This window comes from Bradyrhizobium ivorense (assembly GCF_900696085.1).
GTDB lineage: Bacteria > Pseudomonadota > Alphaproteobacteria > Rhizobiales > Xanthobacteraceae > Bradyrhizobium > Bradyrhizobium ivorense.
On sequence record NZ_CAADFC020000028.1, the window covers coordinates 310,484 to 331,071 of the forward strand.

General features: G+C 62.5%; 19 protein-coding genes and 2 pseudogenes. 9 read left to right on the forward strand and 12 right to left on the reverse strand.

From position 1 onward, the window contains the following. Positions 1 to 30: 30 nt before the first annotated feature. Positions 31 to 1,182, reverse strand: coding sequence for a zinc-dependent alcohol dehydrogenase (locus tag CI41S_RS32665; protein WP_139485019.1), 1,152 nt, complete (start codon positions 1,180 to 1,182; stop codon positions 31 to 33). Positions 1,183 to 1,373: 191 nt separating this feature from the next. Between CI41S_RS32665 and CI41S_RS32670 the strand changes: the two are divergent. From CI41S_RS32670 to CI41S_RS32690, 5 genes and pseudogenes are all read left to right on the forward strand, one after another. Continuing rightward, positions 1,374 to 2,380 (forward strand): annotated as a pseudogene (locus tag CI41S_RS32670) (ABC transporter substrate-binding protein). A gap of 37 nt (positions 2,381 to 2,417) precedes the next feature. Then, positions 2,418 to 3,233: an ABC transporter permease gene (locus CI41S_RS32675; protein WP_139485020.1), complete on the forward strand. Its 816-nt coding sequence runs from the start codon at positions 2,418 to 2,420 to the stop codon at positions 3,231 to 3,233. A gap of 3 nt (positions 3,234 to 3,236) precedes the next feature. Then, on the forward strand, positions 3,237 to 4,022 hold the full coding sequence (locus CI41S_RS32680) for an ABC transporter permease (RefSeq protein WP_139863188.1): 786 nt from the start codon (positions 3,237 to 3,239) through the stop codon (positions 4,020 to 4,022). Next, complete coding sequence (locus tag CI41S_RS32685; protein WP_139863189.1) at positions 4,019 to 5,077, forward strand: ABC transporter ATP-binding protein; 1,059 nt, start codon at positions 4,019 to 4,021, stop codon at positions 5,075 to 5,077. Before CI41S_RS32680 ends, CI41S_RS32685 begins: the two co-directional genes overlap by 4 nt. Positions 5,078 to 5,085: 8 nt before the next feature. Next, a complete protein-coding gene (locus tag CI41S_RS32690) occupies positions 5,086 to 5,925 on the forward strand; it encodes a phosphodiesterase (RefSeq protein WP_139863190.1) in 840 nt (279 codons plus the stop codon). A 15-nt stretch (positions 5,926 to 5,940) separates the two neighbouring features. Here CI41S_RS32690 and CI41S_RS44050 read toward each other — a convergent pair whose 3' ends face one another. Next, positions 5,941 to 6,312: a hypothetical protein gene (locus tag CI41S_RS44050; protein ID WP_175607169.1), complete on the reverse strand. Its 372-nt coding sequence runs from the start codon at positions 6,310 to 6,312 to the stop codon at positions 5,941 to 5,943. Between the two features lie 424 nt (positions 6,313 to 6,736). Between CI41S_RS44050 and CI41S_RS32700 the strand changes: the two genes are divergently transcribed. Both CI41S_RS32700 and CI41S_RS32705 read left to right on the forward strand, forming a co-directional pair. After that, the gene (locus CI41S_RS32700) at positions 6,737 to 7,477 is read left to right on the forward strand and encodes a Crp/Fnr family transcriptional regulator (protein WP_139863564.1); all 741 of its coding nucleotides are present in this window, start codon (positions 6,737 to 6,739) and stop codon (positions 7,475 to 7,477) included. Between the two features lie 138 nt (positions 7,478 to 7,615). After that, positions 7,616 to 7,882, forward strand: coding sequence for a hypothetical protein (locus tag CI41S_RS32705; protein ID WP_139485023.1), 267 nt, complete (start codon positions 7,616 to 7,618; stop codon positions 7,880 to 7,882). On the opposite strand, the gene CI41S_RS32710 is transcribed toward CI41S_RS32705, so the two are convergent. The 7 genes and pseudogenes from CI41S_RS32710 to CI41S_RS32745 all read right to left on the reverse strand — a co-directional run bounded on the left by CI41S_RS32710 (position 7,782) and on the right by CI41S_RS32745 (position 14,543). Beyond that, the gene (locus tag CI41S_RS32710) at positions 7,782 to 9,131 is read right to left on the reverse strand and encodes an amidohydrolase family protein (RefSeq protein WP_244626754.1); all 1,350 of its coding nucleotides are present in this window, start codon (positions 9,129 to 9,131) and stop codon (positions 7,782 to 7,784) included. The genes CI41S_RS32705 and CI41S_RS32710 overlap by 101 nt on opposite strands. Next, complete coding sequence (locus CI41S_RS32715) at positions 9,089 to 10,084, reverse strand: Bug family tripartite tricarboxylate transporter substrate binding protein (RefSeq protein ID WP_139485025.1); 996 nt, start codon at positions 10,082 to 10,084, stop codon at positions 9,089 to 9,091. The genes CI41S_RS32710 and CI41S_RS32715 overlap by 43 nt, the downstream gene beginning before the upstream one ends. Positions 10,085 to 10,110: 26 nt before the next feature. Next, positions 10,111 to 10,887: pseudogene (locus CI41S_RS32720) on the reverse strand (cyclase family protein). Positions 10,888 to 10,891: 4 nt separating this feature from the next. Beyond that, on the reverse strand, positions 10,892 to 12,187 hold the full coding sequence (locus tag CI41S_RS32730; protein WP_139863194.1) for a TRAP transporter large permease: 1,296 nt from the start codon (positions 12,185 to 12,187) through the stop codon (positions 10,892 to 10,894). A gap of 16 nt (positions 12,188 to 12,203) precedes the next feature. Continuing rightward, entirely contained in the window at positions 12,204 to 12,692 is a 489-nt protein-coding gene (locus CI41S_RS32735; protein ID WP_244626755.1) for a TRAP transporter small permease, read from the reverse strand. Between the two features lie 36 nt (positions 12,693 to 12,728). After that, on the reverse strand, positions 12,729 to 13,760 hold the full coding sequence (locus CI41S_RS32740) for a TRAP transporter substrate-binding protein (protein WP_139863196.1): 1,032 nt from the start codon (positions 13,758 to 13,760) through the stop codon (positions 12,729 to 12,731). A 48-nt stretch (positions 13,761 to 13,808) separates the two neighbouring features. Continuing rightward, positions 13,809 to 14,543, reverse strand: coding sequence for a GntR family transcriptional regulator (locus tag CI41S_RS32745; RefSeq protein ID WP_139863197.1), 735 nt, complete (start codon positions 14,541 to 14,543; stop codon positions 13,809 to 13,811). A gap of 98 nt (positions 14,544 to 14,641) precedes the next feature. On the opposite strand from CI41S_RS32745, the gene CI41S_RS32750 reads away from it, so the two are divergent. After that, the gene (locus CI41S_RS32750; protein WP_139863198.1) at positions 14,642 to 15,448 is read left to right on the forward strand and encodes an SDR family NAD(P)-dependent oxidoreductase; all 807 of its coding nucleotides are present in this window, start codon (positions 14,642 to 14,644) and stop codon (positions 15,446 to 15,448) included. Between the two features lie 13 nt (positions 15,449 to 15,461). Here CI41S_RS32750 and CI41S_RS32755 read toward each other — a convergent pair whose 3' ends face one another. Both CI41S_RS32755 and CI41S_RS32760 read right to left on the reverse strand, forming a co-directional pair. Continuing rightward, entirely contained in the window at positions 15,462 to 16,169 is a 708-nt protein-coding gene (locus CI41S_RS32755) for a molybdate ABC transporter substrate-binding protein (protein ID WP_139863199.1), read from the reverse strand. A 35-nt stretch (positions 16,170 to 16,204) separates the two neighbouring features. Continuing rightward, positions 16,205 to 17,176, reverse strand: a complete 972-nt coding sequence (locus CI41S_RS32760; protein ID WP_139863200.1) for a tripartite tricarboxylate transporter substrate binding protein — start codon at positions 17,174 to 17,176, stop codon at positions 16,205 to 16,207. Between the two features lie 145 nt (positions 17,177 to 17,321). On the opposite strand from CI41S_RS32760, the gene CI41S_RS32765 reads away from it, so the two are divergent. Continuing rightward, positions 17,322 to 18,392 (forward strand): ABC transporter substrate-binding protein, encoded by a 1,071-nt coding sequence (locus tag CI41S_RS32765; protein WP_244626756.1) that lies wholly within the window; start codon positions 17,322 to 17,324, stop codon positions 18,390 to 18,392. 95 nt (positions 18,393 to 18,487) lie between these two features. Here CI41S_RS32765 and CI41S_RS45085 read toward each other — a convergent pair whose 3' ends face one another. Beyond that, entirely contained in the window at positions 18,488 to 20,422 is a 1,935-nt protein-coding gene (locus CI41S_RS45085) for a calcium-binding protein (RefSeq protein WP_139863201.1), read from the reverse strand. Positions 20,423 to 20,588 lie beyond the last annotated feature (166 nt).

The window sequence follows — 20,588 nt, forward strand, 5'->3', positions numbered from 1 at the left end:
CTCCGCATCGCGGGCAAGCCGGAGCGCGTTCTACTCTGCAGCGCTTGCGATTGCCTCAGCCTTTCGATTGGTAACGACGACCTTGATCGCGTCGTCCACGCGATCCCGCGCATACCTCAGCGCCGTCGGCAGGTCAGCCAGCGGAAATGTGTGGGTGTGGATCTTGGTCGCGTCGAACCGCTTCGCGGCCATCAATTCCATCGCACGGTGGGTCGCGCTGCGGCCCTCGCCACGGATGCCGTAGGCATAGATGTTGTTGCGCACGAGATGTGCGATGTCCAGCGTTGCGGCCTCGTGCGGGAAGGCGGCAAGGCAGATCTTGCCGCCGCGGTTGGTCATGTGGATCGCCTGATTGAGCGTCGCTTCGGTCCCGGCGCATTCGACAACGTAGTCCGCGCCAATCCCATTGGTCAGTTGCTTGACGACTGAGACCGCATCCTCATCATTGATGTTGATGACGCGATCGGCACCTAATTCCTGGCCGATCGCCAGCCGCTTCTTGCGGGTCCCGGTCAGGATCACCGGGCTTGCGCCCAGCGCCTTGGCCACCGCGACCGCAAGCAGTCCGATCGGGCCCGGACCGATCACGACGACGCTCTCGCCGGCCACCAATCCCCCCAATTCGGTCAAGCCATACATCGACGTCCCGGCAGTCACCACGAGCGTGGCTTCGGCGTCGCTCATGCCGTCCGGAACGCGCGCCAGCGTATTGATGTGATTGACGGCGTACTCGGCAAATCCGCCATCGGTCGTAAAGCCGTTGGCCCGGTGCCCCTTCTCGGGCTTTCCGTAGTTCAGGCACGAGGTGTACATGCCCTGTCGGCAGCGCTTGCATTGGCCGCAGCCGGCGTGAATTTCAACGCTGACCCGCTCGCCGATCCTGAATTCGTCAACGTCGGGTCCGAGCGCGGCGACCGTGCCCATATACTCGTGGCCCGGCGTAAAGCTCTTGTTGAAGGGCAGGCCGCCGTGAATGCTTGCCGGTGAGCCCGAATGAATGATCTCGAGATCCGTCGCGCAGATTGCGACCGCGTCAATGCGGACCAGTACCTCGGCCCGCGATGGGACCGGCGTCGGCTTTTCGCGCAAGAAAAGCTGATCGGGATCGCCAAGCACCCAGGCCTTCATCAGATCGGGAATGGCAAGGTCGGGCGATGTTTTGACGCCGGCGGGCTGATACATGGGCGCTTCCTCTTTTTGATCGACAGCCTAGCGCAAGACGCTTGCTCGGCGCGAGCGCCCCGATCGTTGGCATCCATCTCCGGTGTTTGCTGCACAGCAGCAGACGCGTCGCAAAAGCTTCATACGTGGTCTATACTTGATCGCGCGGTTGATGTTGTCGTCCTCATTTCCCTGCCGACCCGGAGCCTCCCATGAAGACCGTCCGCCTTGTCCTTGCCGTGTTGGCGCTGACGCTGATCGCGCCGTGGCAATCCGCCAAGGCAGCGGACGTGATCTGCTACAATTGCCCGCCGGAATGGGCCGATTGGGCTCGATGCTGAAGGCGATCAAGGCCGATCTCAACTACGACATCCCGCATGACAACAAGAATTCCGGCCAGGCGTTGGCCCAGATCCTGACCGAGAAGAGCAACCCGGTCGCCGATATCGGCTATTTCGGCGTGACTTTCGGCATGAAGGCCAAGGCGCAGGATGCGCTCGAGCCCTATAAGCCCGTCCATTGGGACCAGGTGCCGGCCGGCCTCAAGGATCCGGACGGCTACTGGACCACGATCCACTCCGGCACGCTCGGCCTGTTCGTGAACAAGGACGCGCTGGGCGGCAAGCCGGTGCCGGCCTGCTGGAAGGACCTTCTGAAGCCCGACTACAAGGGCATGGTCGGCTATCTCGACCCGTCGTCAGCGGCGGTTGGTTATGTCGGCGCGGTGGCGATCAATCTGGCGCTGGGCGGCTCGCCCGCCAACTTTGATCCCGCGATCAGCTTCTTCAAGGAACTGCGCAAGAACGATCCGATCGTGCCCAAGCAGACGGCGTATGCCCGCGTCGTCTCAGGCGAGATGCCGATCCTGTTCGACTACGATTTCAACGCCTACCGCGCGAAATATTCAGAAAAGGGCAGCTTCGAGTTTGTTATTCCCTGCGAGGGATCGGTGGTGTTTCCCTATGTCGTTGGTCTGGTGAAGAACGCGCCGGACAAGGACAAGGCCAAGAAGGTGATGGACTATCTTCTATCCGACAAGGGGCAGGCGATCTGGACTAACGCCTATTTGCGTCCGGCCCGTCCGATCGAACTGCCGGCCGCGGTGAAGGGCAAATTCCTCCCGGACAGCGACTATGCCCGCGCCAAGAGCGTCGACTGGGGTGAGATGGAAAACGTGCAAAAAGGCTTCGTCGACCGCTATCTCGCCGAGGTCCGCTGAGGCAATATGGTGCCCCTCGCCGGGCACCATTCTCACGATGTCGCAAAAGTCCTTTGTTTGGCTCTGCCTGCTGCCGCTCGCGGTCGTGACGACGGCTTTCTTCCTGCTGCCGATGGCTCGGCTTGTGGTCGTCGGCGCCGAAGGTCCGCACGGGCTCGCCGGATATCTCGCCATCCTTGCGGAAAGCCGCTATCGGGCGACGCTGATCAATACGGTGCTGTTGGCCGCCGCGACCACGATCGTCACGTTGATCGTCGCGACGATTGCCGGAATGTTTCTGCAGCGGCACCGCTTTCCCGGGCGCGCCGTGCTGATCGCCTTGCTGACCTTTCCGTTGGCCTTTCCGGGCGTGGTGGTCGGCTTCATGATCATTCTGTTGGCGGGACGACAGGGGCTGATCGGCGATCTGTCGAACCGCGTGTTCGGCGAAAAATTCGTCTTCGCCTATTCGATCTATGGGCTCTTCCTCGGCTATCTCTATTTCTCGATCCCGCGTGTGATTCTCACCATCATGGCCGCCGTGCAGAAGCTGGATGTCGGCCTGGAGGAGGCTGCACGCTCGCTTGGCGCGAGCCCGTGGGCGGTCCAGCGCGATGTCGTGCTGCCGGCGCTGGCGCCGGCGTTCGTCGCGTCCGGCGCGATCGCGTTTGCGACGGCGATGGGAGCGTTCGGCACCGCTTTCACGTTGGCGACCAACATCGACGTGCTGCCGATGCTGATCTACACGGAGTTCACGCTGGCCGCCAATTTTGCCACGTCAGCGGCACTTTCCGTCGGGCTCGGCCTGATCACCTGGTTGATCCTCGCGCTTGCCCGCTCCTTCAGCGGCAGCGCGGTCGCGGCGGCCGGGTGACGTATGCGCGATCGCCTGATCTTCACCGGCCAGTTCGTCTTTACGCTGCTCGTCGCGGCGTTCCTGGTGGTGCCCGCGGCGCTTTCGATCTCCGCCGGCGTCACCGTCAACTATTTTCGGGGCATCCAGTCCGGCGTGACCCTGCAATGGGTGCTGCAGGTCTGGGACCTCTATGCCGGAACGATCCTGCTGTCCTTTGTGATTGCATTCGCGACCCTCGCGGTCACGCTGCTCGCCGGCGTGCCGGCGGCTTATGCACTGCATGTGCGGGGAGGCCGGCTTGCGCGGATCGTCGAGGAGATCATCACGCTGCCGCTGGCGATCCCGGGGCTGGCGATCGCACTGGCGCTGCTGCTGACCTATGGCGGCTTCGGCGGCTTCCGCCGTTCCTGGCTCTTCATCCTGGTCGGCCACGTTGTCTTCACCATGCCGTTCATGGTGCGGTCGGTGATGGCGGTGTTTGCGACCGTCGACATCAGAACGCTCGACGAGGGCGCCGCCTCACTCGGCGCATCGCCATGGCGGCGATTCCGCGATGTGATCGTCCCGAATGCCGTGCCGGGAATTCTCGCCGGCGCGTTGATGGTGGTGACGCTTTCGCTCGGCGAGTTTAACCTCACCTGGATGCTGCACACGCCGCTGACGAAGACGCTGCCGGTCGGACTTGCCGACAGCTACGCCTCGATGCGGTTAGAGGTGACTTCCGCCTACACCTTGATCTTCTTCGTGATGATCATTCCGCTGCTGGTCGCCATGCAGCTGCTGGCTGACAGGGATCACAAGCGATGAATGTGGCCGGGCACGGCGCATCGGTGCGGATCGAGAGCTGCGGCAAGACATTTGCCGACGGAACACGCGCGCTGGACCCCGCAACCCTAGACATTGCGCGCGGCGAGACGCTGGTGCTGCTCGGGCCGTCCGGCTGCGGCAAGACCACGATGCTGCGCATCATTGCCGGTCTCGAGCTGCCGGACGCCGGCGGCAAGGTTCTGTTCGACGGCAAGGACGTGACGTCCGTTCCGATCGAGCGACGCAATGTCGGGATGGTATTTCAGTCCTACGCCCTGTTCCCCAATATGACGGTGGCGGAGAATATCGGCTACGGCCTCAAGATTCGCGGTGTCGCCAGGAATGAGCGCAGCGCGCGCGTTGCCGAACTGGTGGCTCTGACCAACATTTCGGGGCTGGAGAACCGTCGCATCGATCAGCTTTCCGGTGGTCAACGCCAACGCGTTGCATTGGCTCGCGCGGTTGCAATCCGGCCGGGCATCCTGCTGCTGGATGAACCCTTGACCGCGCTCGACGCCGCCTTGCGGGATCGGCTGCGCAGCGAGCTCAACCGGCTGCTGCGCGCGCTCGGCATCACGACGATCTATGTCACGCATGATCAGGCCGAGGCGATGGAATTGGGTGACCGCATCGTGGTGATGCGGAAGGGCGCGATCGCCCAGATCGGGACTCTGCGCGACGTCTATTTCGCGCCAAAGGATCGCTTCGTCGCGGAGTTCATCGGCGCGGCCAACATCGTCGAAGCTCCCATGGAAGGCGGAGACCTTGTCCTGCCGGGTGGACGACTGCCGGTCAGCGGCGAGACGTCGGTCGCGAAGGCAATCGCCATGATCCGTCCTGAAACCATTCGGGTGGTCGAACCCGGGCGTGGACCGCTTTCCGGCATCATTGACACCGTCAGCTTCGTCGGTGACCGACAGCGGCTCGTCGTGAGTGGTGCTTCCACCAGGCCGCTCAACGTCGATGCTCCCAACACAATTCAAGCCAGGGCAGGCGACCGGATCGGACTTTCGATCGCCGCTGAGGCCGTTCGTGTGCTGCCATCCGAAGATTGAGAAAATCGATGTCGACGAAACCAATACTGATCGCCCAGATATCCGATCTCCATATCAAGCCGCTGGGGGCGCTCGCCTATGGCCGTGTCGATACCGCCAAGGCGCTTGAACGATGCGTGGCAACGCTGAATGCATTCGAACCTGCGCCCGATTTCGTGGTGATCTCGGGTGATCTGGTGGATACACCAACCGCCGAGGAATACGATCATCTCAAACGATTGCTGGCGCCGCTTCGGCTTCCGTTTGCCGGCATCCCGGGCAATCACGACTCGCGCGAGTTGATGCGTGCGGCGTTTCCGGCGGCGCCCTATGTCCATGCCGCCGGTCCGCTCGACCAGAAAATCGAGGTACACGGCCTCGATCTGCTGCTGCTTGACTCAAGCGTTCCCGGCAAACCGCATGGCACGCTTGAGACGTCCACGCTGCAATGGCTCGACACCACGCTGGCGGCGGCGATCGATCGACCAGCTCTGATTTTCCTGCATCACCCGCCGTTCAAGGGCGGTATCTGGCACATGGATCGACAGGATCTGTTCAATGCCGACGAATTGGCCGGGATCGTCAGGCGCCACCCGCGCGCGCAGCTGATCGGATGCGGGCACGTTCATCGTGCCATGCTGACCACCTTCGCCGGAATTCCCGTGACGATATGTCCGGCGCCGAACCACGCCGTGGATCTCGACCTTGCGCAGCTCCGAGTGCCGTCCTTCAAGGTGGAGCCGCCTGCGTTTCACGTCCATGCCTGGTTTCCCGGTCAGGAACTCGGGCAGTTAGTGACCCACCAGGTTCCGATTGGGCAGTTCGACGGGCCGCATCCATTCTTTGGGCCGGACGGCAGGCTGCTGTGAGGTTGTTCGGCGCGATCAACCCGAGACGGCAAACCCGCCATCGTCGTAGATCGTGGAATGCCCGCCGGACCGGGCCCTGCGCGCCATCATTTCATGCATGTTGCGGAGCTCCTGGACAGCCTGGTTGAGGGCGGCGTCGGCGTTCCGGATCATGGAAATAAACCTCGCGGTCAATTCGGGATCGAGCTTGACGCGAGTCAGGCCATCGCGGCTCTTCTTCCGGTCCAGCTCGCGCTGAATGGTTGTGGCGCGCGCCGCGTCCGCGTCGCAGCCCAACATTTCAGCAATTTCGCGATAAGTCATCCAAATCTGTGGCACTTTCTGCACTCCCTGTTTGAGGGGAAGCTCGCCGAAGTTGATGAATAGCGGGTTGCCGCGTTTGATCACCCGCGCAGGACAGCACGCAAGGTGCTGTTGATGGTTAAGCAAATGGCGGAGCAATAGCCGCGAATATCAGGTGACCCGTCACCGGACCGCAGCCTTTGCCCGAAAGGGGCGATTTTCACGCGATTGAACCGCGATTTCCGGCCGCGGAACCGAAGGCGCTGAAACGACGGAGATGCGGAAAGGCGGCTTGTTCGATGAGATTTGGCCGGGCGTGCTGCGGCGATCAAGTGCCCTCGCGAGTGACATTTCGCTTATCAAAAATTGTACTCTCAGTTGGCTTCCACTCCCGATGGTGCGGTGCGGTCTTCAGGTTGCTGTAGGCCTTGGCCGGAGCTATACTAGCAACTGCTTTCATTGATCGATGGCTTTGTCTGCGTCCGCTCCTGGCGGCGGGCCACGCAAACACAAATCTTGCTGGATGACGATGACCGGTGCGACGATAGAAAGAACTGCCGGGACGCCGCCGTTTTCCAGCAGCAAGCTGTCGGTGCTGCGCAAGCATCCCTATTTCGCCGATCTTGAGCCCGAGGCTTTCGACCAGCTCTGCCGCTATGCCAAGCACATCACGCTGAAGCGGGGGACGGCGATTTTTTCCAAAGGCGATCCGGGCACGAGCCTGATCGCAGTGATCTCCGGCACGGTGAAGATCAGCATCTCGTCGCCGGATGGCCGCAATGCGATTCTCAACCTGATCGGGGCCGGAGAGATCTTCGGCGAGATCGCGCTGCTCGACGGCTTGTCGCGCACGGCCGATGCCACCGCCAACACCAATTGCGAACTGTTCGTGATCGACCGCCGCGAATTCATTCCGTTCGTACGCAGCCAGCCGACCCTGGCGATGAAGTTCATCGAACTGCTGTGCGCGAGATTGCGCTGGACTAGCGATCAGGTCGAGCAGGTCATCCTGCAAGACTTGCCTGGCCGGCTTGCCAGTGCGCTGTTGCGTCTCAGCGACAAGCACAAGCGCGAGCCGCAGGGGCGTACCATCTCGATTACCCAGCAGGAGATCAGCGAGATGGTCGGCATGACGCGGGAGAGCATCAACAAGCAACTGCGTGTCTGGGCGACGCGTGGTCTGGTGAGGCTCGAGCACGGTGCGATTGTCGTGCTGAAGCCGGAAGCGCTGCAGGAACTGGTCGAGGCTGGATCAAGCGACAGCGAATAGTCGCTTCGACTGCAGCAAGCCCGATCTCTCACGAAAAGGTGAACTGATTTAATCCTGTGAAATCATTCACAGCGGTCGCGCGTGCAGTGCAGTAAGTGAGGCCTCGGTGGAGCACACATCTGCACCGTGGAGGAATCCATGCATGGCCCTTTCGACAAGCGACAGCAGGACGCGCAACGCAACTACCAGAGCTTCAGCATCAAGCTCATCGCTTTGCCGCTGCTCGTGATCGTCGCATTGATCGGCATGGTGGTCAGTCGTCCGGCGGTGGTCAAATGGATCGCCGATGCGGCGCAAGCAGAGTTTACCGGATCCTACGCTGCCACCGATCTGCTGCCTGACAGCGCACGGCCGGCGCAAAACGCCCAGCCGAGCAACGCAATTCGGACCGTGAACGTCTACTGACCGCCCACGCGTCGTCGCGTTCAGCTGCGCGACGACGGCGCCAGATCGCTGCGGGCTTCCTCATGCAGCGACGCCGAGCAGCTTTGCTGCGGTACCGCCAAGAATGTTGGCCTTGTCGTCGTCGCTTAGCGAGGAGCAGGCGAAGATGTGGTCGACCGGGCTCAATTGCCATGGATAGGGATAGTCGCTTCCAAGCGGGTGTAAAGATCAGCGAGTCGAAATAGATCTGCTTGAGATATTCCGTCGGCGCCTTCTTGAGCTGGATGTCGGGATTGCATCCCTTCGGTCCAACCAGGCAGGCATGGTCCGAGCGATCGGCGTACGACGGCAGATAGCCACCGCCATGCGCGGCAATGACCTTCAGCCCGGGAAAGCGGTCGAACGTGCCTTCGAAGATCAGGTGCGAGAGCGCGATCGAGGTCTCCAGCGGATTGCCGATCGTGTTGCCGAGCCAGCCATTGCCCGAGAGCCGCTTGTTGAGCTCCGGCACGCCCTGCGGATGGATGAACAGGGGAACGCCGAGTTCCTCGGCCTTGGCCCAGACGGGATGAAATTTCGGGTCGGAGAATTCGACACCGTTGACGACCCCGCCGATCGCCGCACCCTTCAACCCCTGCTTCTTCACGGCCGTCTCCAGCTCCTGCACGGCAAGATCGGGTGCCTGCAGCGTCAGCGAAGCGAACGCGGCGAAGCGGTCGGGCTTCGAGGCGCAGAGTTCGGCGAGTTTCTCGTTTTGGACCTTCACGATCTGCCCGGCAAGGTCACGGTCCCGATCGTACCAGAACGGGTTGATCGACAGCACCTCCATGTCGACGGCCTGTGCGTCCATCGCGGCAAGCCGCTTGTCGATTTCGATGAAGGCCTCGGCCGCGCCATTGACCGGCGGCAATTGCACCTTGTCGGCATTGGAACCGAGCAGGGCGCCCGCTTCGCGAAAATGGCAGTGCGAATGGATGTCGATGGTCTTGACGCGCTTGCCGCTGACCGAGACCGGCAATTTCTGGCGCGATTGTTGCGCCTCTGCATTGTGCACGAGCCCGCAGCTGCAGAACACGATGCCGGCCGCCGCCGTTGCTCCCGCCTTCAGGAAATCCCGCCTTGTGGCCATGACGATCGCCTCCCCTATGTTTGTTCTTGTTGTGGGGCAGCGTATGGATACCGGTGAGCACTCGCAAGCTGCACGCTGTGCGTGTCGCGCAATCTTGATCAGACCGGCTTGATCCCGGCCTTCGCGATGATGTTGCGCCACTTCGGAACTTCATCCGTGATGCGCCTGCGCATGCCGTCGGACCCGTTGGCGAGCACCTCGAAGCCGTCATTGCGCAACTGGTCGGCGATCTTCGGCGTCTTCAGAATTGCGATCGATTTCGCCGACAGCAGCTCGACGACGGAAGCCGGCGTCTGGGCCGGCGCGAGAAATCCCTGGAAGGTGTCGGAGATGAAATCCTTGTAGCCGAGCTCGACCATGGTCGGCACGTCGGGCAGGTCGAACCAGCGGTGGGCTCCGGTGACGGCAAGCGCCTTCAACGCCCCTGACGCGATGTGCGGGTGTGCCGGCGGCAGTGCCGCAAAGGCAACCTGGGTGGTGCCGCCCAGGATCGCCTGGATCGCCGGACCGGCGCCGGAGAACGGGACGTGCGTCATCTGGATGTTGTCGACGATCTTGAACAGCTCGCCGGCCAGATGCGGCGTCGTCCCAAGGCCCGGGCTGGCATAGTTCAGCTCGTCCGGATTGGCCTTCGCGCGTGCGATCAGGTCTGCGACCGAGTTGATCCCGAGCTTCGGGTTGACCAGGATCACATTGGGCGAGGTGCCGAGCTCAGCGATCGGCGCAAAGTCCTTGTCCGGATCGTACGGGATCTTGGCGTAAAGGCCGGGATTGACGACATAGGCGCTCGACGTGATCAGTAGCGTATAGCCGTCCGGCTCGGCATGCGCCGCAATGCCGATTCCGATATTGCCGCCGCCGCCCGCGCGGTTCTCGACCACGATCGTGCCGCTGAGTGCCTCTCCGAGATGGGTGCCGAGAATGCGGGCCATGATGTCGGTCGGTCCGCCCGGCGCGAACGGCACGATGATTTTGATCGGTCGTTCCGGATAGCCGGCCGCTCTCGCTTGTCTTGCAACGCCGGCAATCGCGACTGCGCCACCCGCTGCCAGGATTGCGCGGCGCGAAAGAAGGTTGGTTCTGTTGCCCGTCATCCGATGTCCCTCAGCCGCATCAGGTCTTACAGGTCAAATACTGCCACCGCGCGGATCGGGGAGGCCGTTCCCTCGCGCCACTTCATCGGCAGGCCGATGAAGGTGAACTGTCCCTGGCCAAGCAACGCTTCGAGATTGCACAGGCTTTCGATGTGGGTGATGTCGAGATTGAGGCAGGCCTTGTGAACCAGCAGGTTCACGTCGCTCTCGGGGCCCGGACGCATCGAGTCAATGCCGAAATGAACGATGCCATGCCCTGCGAGCCATTCGGTAGCGGCGACGTTCACGCCGGAATTGTCGGTGGAGTATTCCTTGCGCGGAAACGTCCGTGCATGGTGGCCGGTGCAGAGCAGCACGGTGCCGGCCTTCGGTACCGGCACCCCGGCTGTCTTCACGGCCGCCTCCAGATCGGCCGGCGTAATCTCGGCGCGCGGCGCGATATGACGCAGGTCGAGGCAGATACCCGGAACGATGCATTTTTCCAGCGGATACTAATCGATCGATATGCCGTTCGGCCCGAAATGCCGGGGCGCATCGATGTGGGTGCCGCCGTGATCAGCCATCGAGATGAACATCGACGCCAAGCCGTAGACGTTTCTCGATTCTGCGTAGGCCTCTTCGTGGGTCTTCCACATGCCGTGTATGATCGGCGGATGGCCGGGGTAGCTCGGGGTGCGGTGATAGAGCTCTCGGCTCAGGTCGACGATCCTCACAGCGGGTGCCCTTTCTTGACGGAGCTGGCGCAGGCGCGCTTCTAGGCGCAATGCTGACGCGTTTGCCGCAACTCCGCAAGATGCGTGCATCGCTTTAGTGAAGGACCTGGAGCTGCCGCGGCAGCCACAGCGAGATTTCCGGCAGGTAAGTCACGCACATCAGGACGAAGAACATCACTGCGTAGAACGGCCAGATCTTGCGCATCACCTGCTCGATCGTGACCTTGCCGACCGCGCAGCCGACAAACAGGATCGCGCCGACCGGCGGATGGCACAGGCCGATGCCGAGATTGAGCAGCATGATCATGCCGAAATGGACCGGATCGACGCCAAAATTCTTCATCACCGGCAACAGAATCGGTGTTGCGATCAGGATCGACGGCGCCATGTCGACGAGCGTGCCGAGCACGAGCAGCAGAACGTTGATCAGGAACAGGATGACGTATTTGTTGTCCGAGATCGACAGGAAGAAGGCCGTCATCTTGGCCGGCATCTGGGTCAGCGCCATGATGTAGCCGACGCTGGAGGCGCAGGCGATCAGTGTCATCACCATCGCAACCGTCCGCAGCGTGCGGTGCAGCAGCACCGGCAGGTCGTGCCAGCGGTAGTCGCGATAGATGAACATGGTGACGAAGAAGGCCCAGATGCAGGCGACGGCACCGGCCTCGATTGCGGTGAAAATGCCGCCGAGAATGCCGCCCAAAATGATCACGAGCGTGATCAGCCCCCAGGACGCATCGATCGCGATCCGGATCGCGTCCTTGGCCGGTACGGCCTGGCCATGCGGGTGTTTCTCGCGGTAGGCGATCGCAAGGCACAGCACGACCAGCGAGAAGCCGAGCAGGAGACCGGGGAACACGCCGGCCATGAACAGGGCGCTGATTGAAATCGTTCCGCCGGTGGCCAGCGAATAAAGCACCGCATTGTGGCTCGGCGGCACCAGCAGCGCCTGCACCGACGAGGTGATCGTCAGGTTGGTGGCGAACACCCGCGGATAGCCGTTCTTTTCCATTTGCGGGATCATCACCGAGCCGATCGCGGAGGTATCGGCGACGGCCGAGCCCGAAATGCCGCTCAAGAATGTCGTCGCGAGCACATTGACGATCGAGAGCCCGCCCCGCAGGCGGGTAAGGCCGACCAGCACGTCGGCGAACGCCACCAGGCGTCGCGCCATGCCACCTTCGGCCATGATGGCGCCGGCCAGCACGAAGAACGGAATCGTCAGCATCGCGACCTTGCTGACGCCGTCCGAAATCTTCAGCATCACGGCCTCGAGCGGAATCCCGATCGACAGCGCGCCGACGATCGCCGCCATCGCCAGCGAGTAGGCGATCGGCATCCCGATTAGGAAGCAGATCAGCATCGTCGCGAGCAGGATGAAGATATCCATGTCTGTCCTCGCGCCGTCAGTCGAGGGGCACTTCGCCATGCTGTCCGATCGGGTCGGGCGGAACCCCGAGGAAAATCCGCTCGATGATGAACAGCAGCAGGCAAAGGCCGCCGACCGGGATCGGCAAATAGGTGACGCCGACCGAAAGGAATGGAAAGTCTGCGATGGTGTTGTGCCAGGTCACTTCGACGAGCCGCCAGCCCCAGATGATCATGAACAGCGCGATCAGGCCCATCAGCAGCTGCACGGCCAGTTCGGCGAGGAAGCGGAGCCGGTCCGGCAGCTTGCCGGCGAAATAGCCGACATTCATGTGCAGGTTGAGCCGATAGCCCGCCGCCGCGCCGATGAAGGTCACGACGATGGTCAGGAGAACCGCAAGCGGCTCGGGCCAGGACGCGGCGCTGTTCAGGACATAGCGCGTGAACACCGCCCAGGGGATTACGGCCGAGATCAGCACCAGGGCTACGCAGCCGGTGATGACGCAAGCCTGATACAGAATGTCCATTGCGCGGCGATATGATCGAGCCATCTCGATGCCGGATCAGGCCGACTGGATACGCGCGATCATGTCCTGGTACTTCGGACCATACTTGTCCCATACCGGCTTGACCGCATTCTGGAACGGAGCCTTGTCGGCGATCTCGACGATCTCGCAGCCGGCGGCCTTGGCCTTTTCCATCGCCTGCTTTTCATATTCGTTCCAGAGCACGCGTTCCTCCATCTGCGCCTCGCGCGCCAGCTTCTTGATCAGCGTCTGGTCATCGGCCGTAAGGGTCGACCAGGTCCGCTTCGAGAACACCAGCACCTCGGGAACGATCAGGTGCTCGGTGAGCGAAAAGTGTTTCGCCGCCGTGTAATGGTTGCTGAAGACGTAGCTCGGCGGATTGTTCTCAGCGCCGTCGATCACGCCGGTCTGCAGCGCGCTGAACACCTGATCGTAGCCCATCGCGACGCCATTGCCGCCCAGCGCGTTCATCATGTCGACAAAGATCGGGTTGCCGATCACGCGGAACTTGAGGCCCTTGACGTCTGCGATTGTCTTGATCGCGCGCTTGGTGTTGTAGAGGCTGCGTGCGCCGGAATTCATCCAGCACAGCGCGACAAGTCCGGCGTTCGGGTGGGCGGTAATCTTGTCGAGCAGGTCTTGCCCGAGGGGACCGTCCATCATCCTTTCGGCATGCGCCATGTTCTTGAACAGGAACGGCATGTTGACGACGTTGATGTCGTCGACGATCGGCCCGATCGATCCGGCGCTGACGCGCAGCATCTGGATCGCGCCGATCTGGGTCTGCTCGATGGTCTCCTTCTCGCCGCCAAGCTGCATCGAAGGGAACATCTGCAGCGAGAGGCGGCCGTTGGTTGCGGCCGCGAGCTTCTTGCCGAGGTTTTCCGTCGCCGCCACGGTCGGGTAGCCCGGAGGCTGCACGTCGGAGGCCTTGAACACCGCTTTCGACTGGGCATGCGTTGCCGACGTTGACGTCGCGACGGCGGCGCCAAGACCGGCGCCCAGTCTGATGAGGTCGCGACGGTTGAGCTGCGCCAGGCGCTGATGCGATCGACGTGTATCGTCCATGTCGTTTCCTTCCCTGATGCCGGGCTCGTTGGTTTTTGGCCGCGGTCGCTAGCTTTGTTGGTCGAAGAACTCCGGATTATTGTGCCGGGTGGCGGAGATATCGGCCAGCAGCCGTTCGAGATGCCTGACCATCGCAGCTCCGGCAGATACGGGATCGCGCGCCTCGATCGCGGCCATGATTGCCTCGTGCTCGGCGATGACCTCGGCCATTCGCCCGCGTTGCGGCAGGGTGAGGCGTCGAAAGCGATCGACGTGGACCTTGACTTGAAGAATCAGCTTCCAGATGCCGGGATGTCCGGCGATGTCGGCAATGCTGGCGTGAAAGGCCTCGTCGGCCTGATGGAATGCCTCACGATCATCAGCCGCATCGGCCTCGCGCTGACGCTCGAGGATGGAATGCAGGCCGAGGATCTGGCTGGAACTGGCGCGCTCGGTCGCCATCCGGGTCGTGGTCTCTTCCAGCGACCTGCGGACGATGATCGCTTCGGGGAGCGCGGCGAGCGGGATGCGCGACACGAAGATGCCGGATTGCGGGAAGATCTCGACCAGGCCTTCGTCAGCCAGCCGCAAGATCGCCTCGCGCACCGGCGTTCGGCTGACGCCATAGGAGAGGGCGATTTCGGTTTCAGGTATCGGATCGCCTGGCCGGCGCTGTAACGAGACCAGTTCGGCGCGCAGGTCGGCATGAATCCGGGCGGCCGCGGTGGCGGTTCGGGGCCGGCCAGCACGTCTCGCGCCGGCCAAGGCACGGAGTTCGGATTTCTTCTGCGCGCGAGCGGGCATTTTTCCGGCCTGAAATCTGATATATTAGTATATGAAGCTGGACCTGAAAGCAATTGGAACGGGTAGGATCTGGCGTCCGCCACTGAAGGGAGTTTCGTGTGACCGACTATCGCAAGCTGTTTGATCTCACCGGCAAGACGGCCGTCGTGCTGGGCGCGGCCTCGGGCATCGGAAAATCCTCGGCCGAGGCGCTGGCGTCGCTGGGTGCGCGGGTGCTGTGCGCCGATCGAACGCAGGAGGGCGCGGCCGCGACCGCCGCTGCGATCCGTCAGCAGGGTGGATCGGCGACGGCGGCCAGTTGCGATGCAGCCGACCGCGCCGATGTCAAGGCACTGGCGGCGAAAGCACTCGCGGAATTTCAGCGCATCGACATCGCCGTGACCACGCCGGGGCTGAATATCCGCAAGACCATCCTCGACTACACCGAGGAGGATCTCGACCGCGTCATCAATCTCAACATCAAGGGCACGGTGTGGTTCTTCCAGGCGTTCGGCCGCATCATGGTCAGCCAGCGGGGCGGCAGCCTCATTGCCTGCTCTTCGGTGCGTGCGGTGACGATCGAGCCGGGGCTTGCGGTCTATGGATCGACCAAGGCGGCGATCGGGCTGTTGGTGAAGGGCTTTGCGTCCGAGGTTGGACGGGCTGGTGTCCGGGTCAACGCGATTGCACCAAGCATCGCGGAAACCGCGCTGACCGGACCGTTCAAGCAACGGCCCGATATCTACAACCTCTATGCCGGACACACCGTGTTCAACCGCTGGAGCAGTGCCGATGAGGTCGCGACCGCCGTCGCCTATCTGGCATCGGACGCCGCAAGCTATGTCAGTGGCAGCACGCTGTTCGTCGATGGCGGCTGGACCGCGGTCGACGGGCCGCCGACGGGCCTGACGCAACTGGCGCGTTAAGCCGCGGCATTCGCTATCCAGATTCGGAGACGAAGCCGGCGCGGCTACGCAACTCCGCTGCGCCTGACGACGTCAGCGACTCGATGAGACGTTGCGCCTGCGATACGGCCGATGCTCGTGTTGCGATGGCGGCCGTATACATGGTCGCAAGCTCAAATCCCGGCGGCAACGCGCCTGACAGCACCACGCCGCTGTTGCTGATGATCTCGGTCGATTGCGTGCAGCCGATTGGCCGCCGCGCGTCGGAATCGGCCAGATGCCGCATCGCGGTCGTGCCGTTTGGAAAAACCTTCAGCCGCTCGGCGACGTCGCTCTCGATGCCGAGTCGCGCGAGAACCTTGGCGACATGAATTCCCGCCGTGGATGCCTTGGTGTCCGGCACAAAGATCGCGTCCGCAGCGAGCAGGGTGCTGCGCAGGCTGGCGGCGTCCTCGGCGCGCACGAGCGGGTCGCCGGCGCGAACGGCAAGTGCAGTTGCAACCCGGCCGATGTCGGCGATCGAACTGCGCTCGACCAGTCCTTCGTCGGCGAGTATTCCGATCAGGGCCGCGGTGAGGATCACGATGTCGGCCGGTGCGCCGGCGCGCAACTTCTCGGCCATGGCGCCGACTGCGCCAAACTCGCCGGCAATGTCGAAGCCGGTTTCGGCCTTGAGCGCCGGCGCGAGGCTGCCCACCAGGCCCTGCGCCGCGCCGCCGCTGAGGATGTTCAAGTTCTTCATACGCTCTATTCCATGGCCACGGTTCTACTCCGCGCTTACTGGGGCTTCTCGAACTTCTTGACGACATCGGCCCACTTCACGATATCGCCGCGCAGGAATGCGTCGAACTGCTCCGGCGTCATCGCCATCGGCAGCGCACCCTGGGCCGCCCAGAGCTTTCCGACCTCCGGCCGCTTGATCGCCGCATTCACGGCCTGGTTCAGTCTGTCGATGATCGGCTTCGGTGTACCGGCGGGCGCCATCAGGCCAAGCCAGATCGTCGCCTCATAACCGGAAACGCCGGCCTCGATGACCGTTGGAACACTGGGCAGCACCGCCGAGCGAATCTTGCCTGTGGTTGCGAGAGCGCGGACCTGGTTTTCGGCGATGTTGGGGGCCATCGCGGGAACGGCATCGATCATCATCTGCACCTGGCCGCCGATGACGCCACTCCGGGCTTCGCCGCTGTTGCGATAGGGCACGTGCACGATATCGATCCCCGCCATGGCTTTGAACAATTCACCCGCCATGTGATAGGGCGTGCCCTGACCCGACGAGGCATAGTTCAGTTTTCCCGGCTGCGATTTGGCAAGCGCGATGAACTCCTGCAGGGTCTTCGCCTGCACGGCGGGGCTGACCACGATCACGAGATCGGAAGAGTTCAGCGGTGCGATCGGCGCCAGGTCGCGCATCAGCTCGTATTTGCGCTGCGGTACCAGCGATTCATTTGCGGTCTGGGTGTTCGACATCATGAGCAGGGTGTAGCCATCGGCCGGCGCCTTCGCGACCTCGAGCGTGCCGATCACCCCGCCGGCGCCGGTCCGGTTCTCGACCACGAAGGGCTGGCCGAGGCCTTCCTGCAAAATGCTGCCGATCTGTCGCGCCACGACGTCGGCTGGGCCGCCGGGACCAAACGGAACGACGATCCTGACCGGGCGCACCGGATAATCTTCGGCGCCTGCATGCGTGCCGGCCATCAAGATGCACAGCAGCACGACGAGCACCAAGACGTTCCGTACGCTCGCCATTGCTCTCCCCCGACTTTAGTCTTGTTTCTTAATCACAAGTCTAGCTGCAACCTGAAGCCGCTGTCGACGACAGACTCATTCTCTTGCGTCGGAATAAGATCGGCAGGGCGGTGTATCAACTTCGCCATCACGTGCGGGGGAACACATGAGGAAACATTCGGGATTGTCGCGCCGCGATGTGCTGAAGGCGTCCGGCGCGGTGCTGGCGGGTGCCGCCTTTTCGACGCGGGTGATGGCCGCTGCGCCTCCGGCCGAGCCGGTGACGCCTGCGCTGATCGAGGCCGCGAAGAAAGAGGGACAGGTTGTCTACTACACCTCGACCGATCTGCCGGTCGCCGAGAAACTGGCAAGGGCGTTCGAGGCGAAATATCCGGGGATCGCCGTGCGCGTCGAGCGTACTGGCGCCGAGCGCGTGTTCCAGCGGGTCGGCCAGGAATACGCCAGCAACATTCATGCTGTCGACGTCGTCAACTCCTCCGATGCCGCGCATTTCATCGTCTGGAAGCGCGACGGCCTGCTTGCGCCTTACGTTCCCGAGGAGGTCGCAAAGTACTATCCGGACGAGCATCGCGATGCGGACGGCCAGTTCGCGAGCTTCCGGGTCTGGCTGTCGATCATCGCCTACAACACCAATCTGGTGAAGGCCGAGGAGGCGCCGACGAGCTTTGCCGATCTGCTCGATCCGAAATGGAAGGGCAAGATCGTCAAGGCGCATCCCGGCTACAGCGGCACCATCATGACCGCGACCTATCAGATGCAGCGCGATCTCGGCTGGGGCTATTTCGAGAAGCTCGCCAAGCAGAACATCATGCAGGTGCAGTCCTCGACCGATCCGCCGAAGAAGCTCGATCTCGGCGAGCGGGCGGTGATGGCCGATGGCAACGAATACAACATCTTCCAGATCAAGGAGGCAGGGCGGCCGGTCGAGCCGGTCTATGCCAGCGAAGGCTCTCCGATGATCGTCGGACCGAACGGTGTCTTCAAGGACTGTCCGCATCCCAGCGCCGCAAGGCTGTTTCAGGCGTTCGCGCTCGGGCGCGAGGGGCAGCAGCTCAACGTCGATATCGGCGGCCTGCGCTCCGTGCATGCACAGGCCCAGGAAAAGCCGGGACGCAAGCCGCTGAAGGACATCAAGACAATGAAGGACGACGCCGCAGCGGTGGAGCGGGAAGGGGAATCGATCAAGTCGCGGTACACGCGCATTTTTCGCGTCTGATTGCCGCGATCTCGTCCTGCCGGGCTCCTCATCGTGAGGTGCTGGCGGAGAGGATCGTGGCAATCACTTGAGCATGGTGCGTGCCCGGCTGGCGACTACACGATGAAATCGCTGTGGTCGAACACGGCGGTGCCGCCGAGTGCGACGAACAGCGAGCTCGGCGCTGCCGGACCGACCGACCCGTCGACGTCGAGCAGCACGCGTGTCGCGGGTGCCCCTGTGCTGCCAAATGCGGCAATAGGTTGAAACGTCAGCACGCCGTTGGTGAAGGGATCGGCGCCGACCGGCCCGAGTGAGCTGAGCAATTGCGAGACGTCGATCTTGTCGCCCTCGGCGCGGCTGAAGTCGTGGATGAGGTCGACGGCATCGTTGGCGGTCGTGAACACGAAATGATCGGCACCGCTGCCTCCGGTCAATTCATCGCCGCCGAGCCCGCCGGTCAGCGTGTCGTTGCCGGCGCCGCCATAGAGGAGGTCGTTGCCCGTGCCGCCGATCACCGTGTCATTCCCGCCGCCGGCATCGACCCTCGAGGCCGCACCAAGGACGCGGATGACGTTGGCGAGATCGTTGCCGGTGAATGGTCCCATGCCGGTTTGAATGGTGAGGTCTTCGACATTGCTTGGCAGGGCGAACGAGTACAGCGTCGTCTGCACCGTGTCGTGGCCTTCATTGGCGAATTCGGTGATGGTGTCGGCAGAGCTTCCGACGATGTACAGGTCGTCACCCTTGCCGCCTTCAAGCAAATTCACCCCATCGCCGCCATCATCGAGCGTGTCGTTGCCGCCGAGGCCGATAAGGTGGTCGCTGCCGACGTTGCCACGGATTGAATTGTCGGCATCGTTGCCAGTGCCGGTGAAATTACCCGTGCCGGAATATCGCAGATCCTCGAAGTTGGGCAGCAACGTCAGTTGGGTGAGCGTGGTGAGAACGGTGTCGTGGCCTTCGTTGGCGAACTCCACGAGCGTGTCGCCGGGATTCTCGACGATATAGGTGTCGTCTCCGGTGTCGCCCTGAAGCGTGTTCGAAAGGCCTCCCGTTCCGTAAAGCGTGTCGTTGCCATTAAGGCCAATGAGATAGTCCGCTCCGTTACCGCCCTGAATCCAGTTGTCACCAGCGTTGCCGAGGCCAATGAAATCCGCGCTACCGGTGTACTGCAGCTTCTCGACGTTGTTCACGAGCCGCACATACGTGTCGGTCGTGTAGAGGGTGTCGTAGCCCTCGTTCGATTGCTCGAGGATCGTGTTGGGGTTGTTGTTGCTGTAATAGGTATCGTCGCCAGTGCCGCCGACGAGCGTGTCCAATCCGCCGCCCGCGGTCAATATGTCGTTGCCATCCTGGCCATAGAGCGTGTCGTTGCCGGAACCGCCGGTCAGCGTGTCGTCTCCCGATCCTCCCACTGCGATGATCGGGGTCGTCGCCGCGTGCGCGTCCAGATTGTCGTTGCCTGAGCCGGTGTAGAAGATGATCTGACCGGTCAGCCCGGCCGATGACAGATCGCCGACGGTCACACGATCATCCGTCGAGTACAGAACCGGGTAGCTGGATGGCGGCGCCGGATCATGCGTGGCGCTAAAGGTGAAATTCTCGACGCCTTTCAGCGTGACGGTCGACTGGTAGGTGCCACCGGTCGCGGTGTTGAAATTCGCCCAATCCTGCGACAGCGTGAACACAGCGGAACCTTCGCTGCCTGCACCGAGATTGTAGTAGGTGGGTCCGACGTAGCCGTTCCGGCCGCTGAAGAACGTGACGTAATCGACGTTGGCCTGAAATGTGTCGTTGCCCGTTCCGCCGTCGCTACCGTCGCTACCGTCGCTGCTGGCGACGTCATGCCCTGTGGAGTACGTGAAGAGGTCGGCGCCGCCGAAGCCGAACAGGAAATCATCGCCCTTTTTCCCGACGATCTGGTCATCTGAGTCGGTGCCGTTGAGATTGTCGGGGCCGTCGGTTCCTTCGATGTACATTTTCCAACTCCCAAAATGCCGGTGGCGCTGTCTGGCGCAGAGCCGCAATGAAGGGAGGCCGATGAGCAACCTCCTTAGTTGTCGCAATGGACAACTGCGGTGTGGAGCGATCGTAGCAGCTTTGTCGACACCTACCAATTAGTGGTTGTGCCTTGACGGCTGTGTGAAATTCAACCCGGCATTCCCGATCTTCGCATCTGCGGTGCGTTGCGCGTCATACGAAAGAACTGCGCGA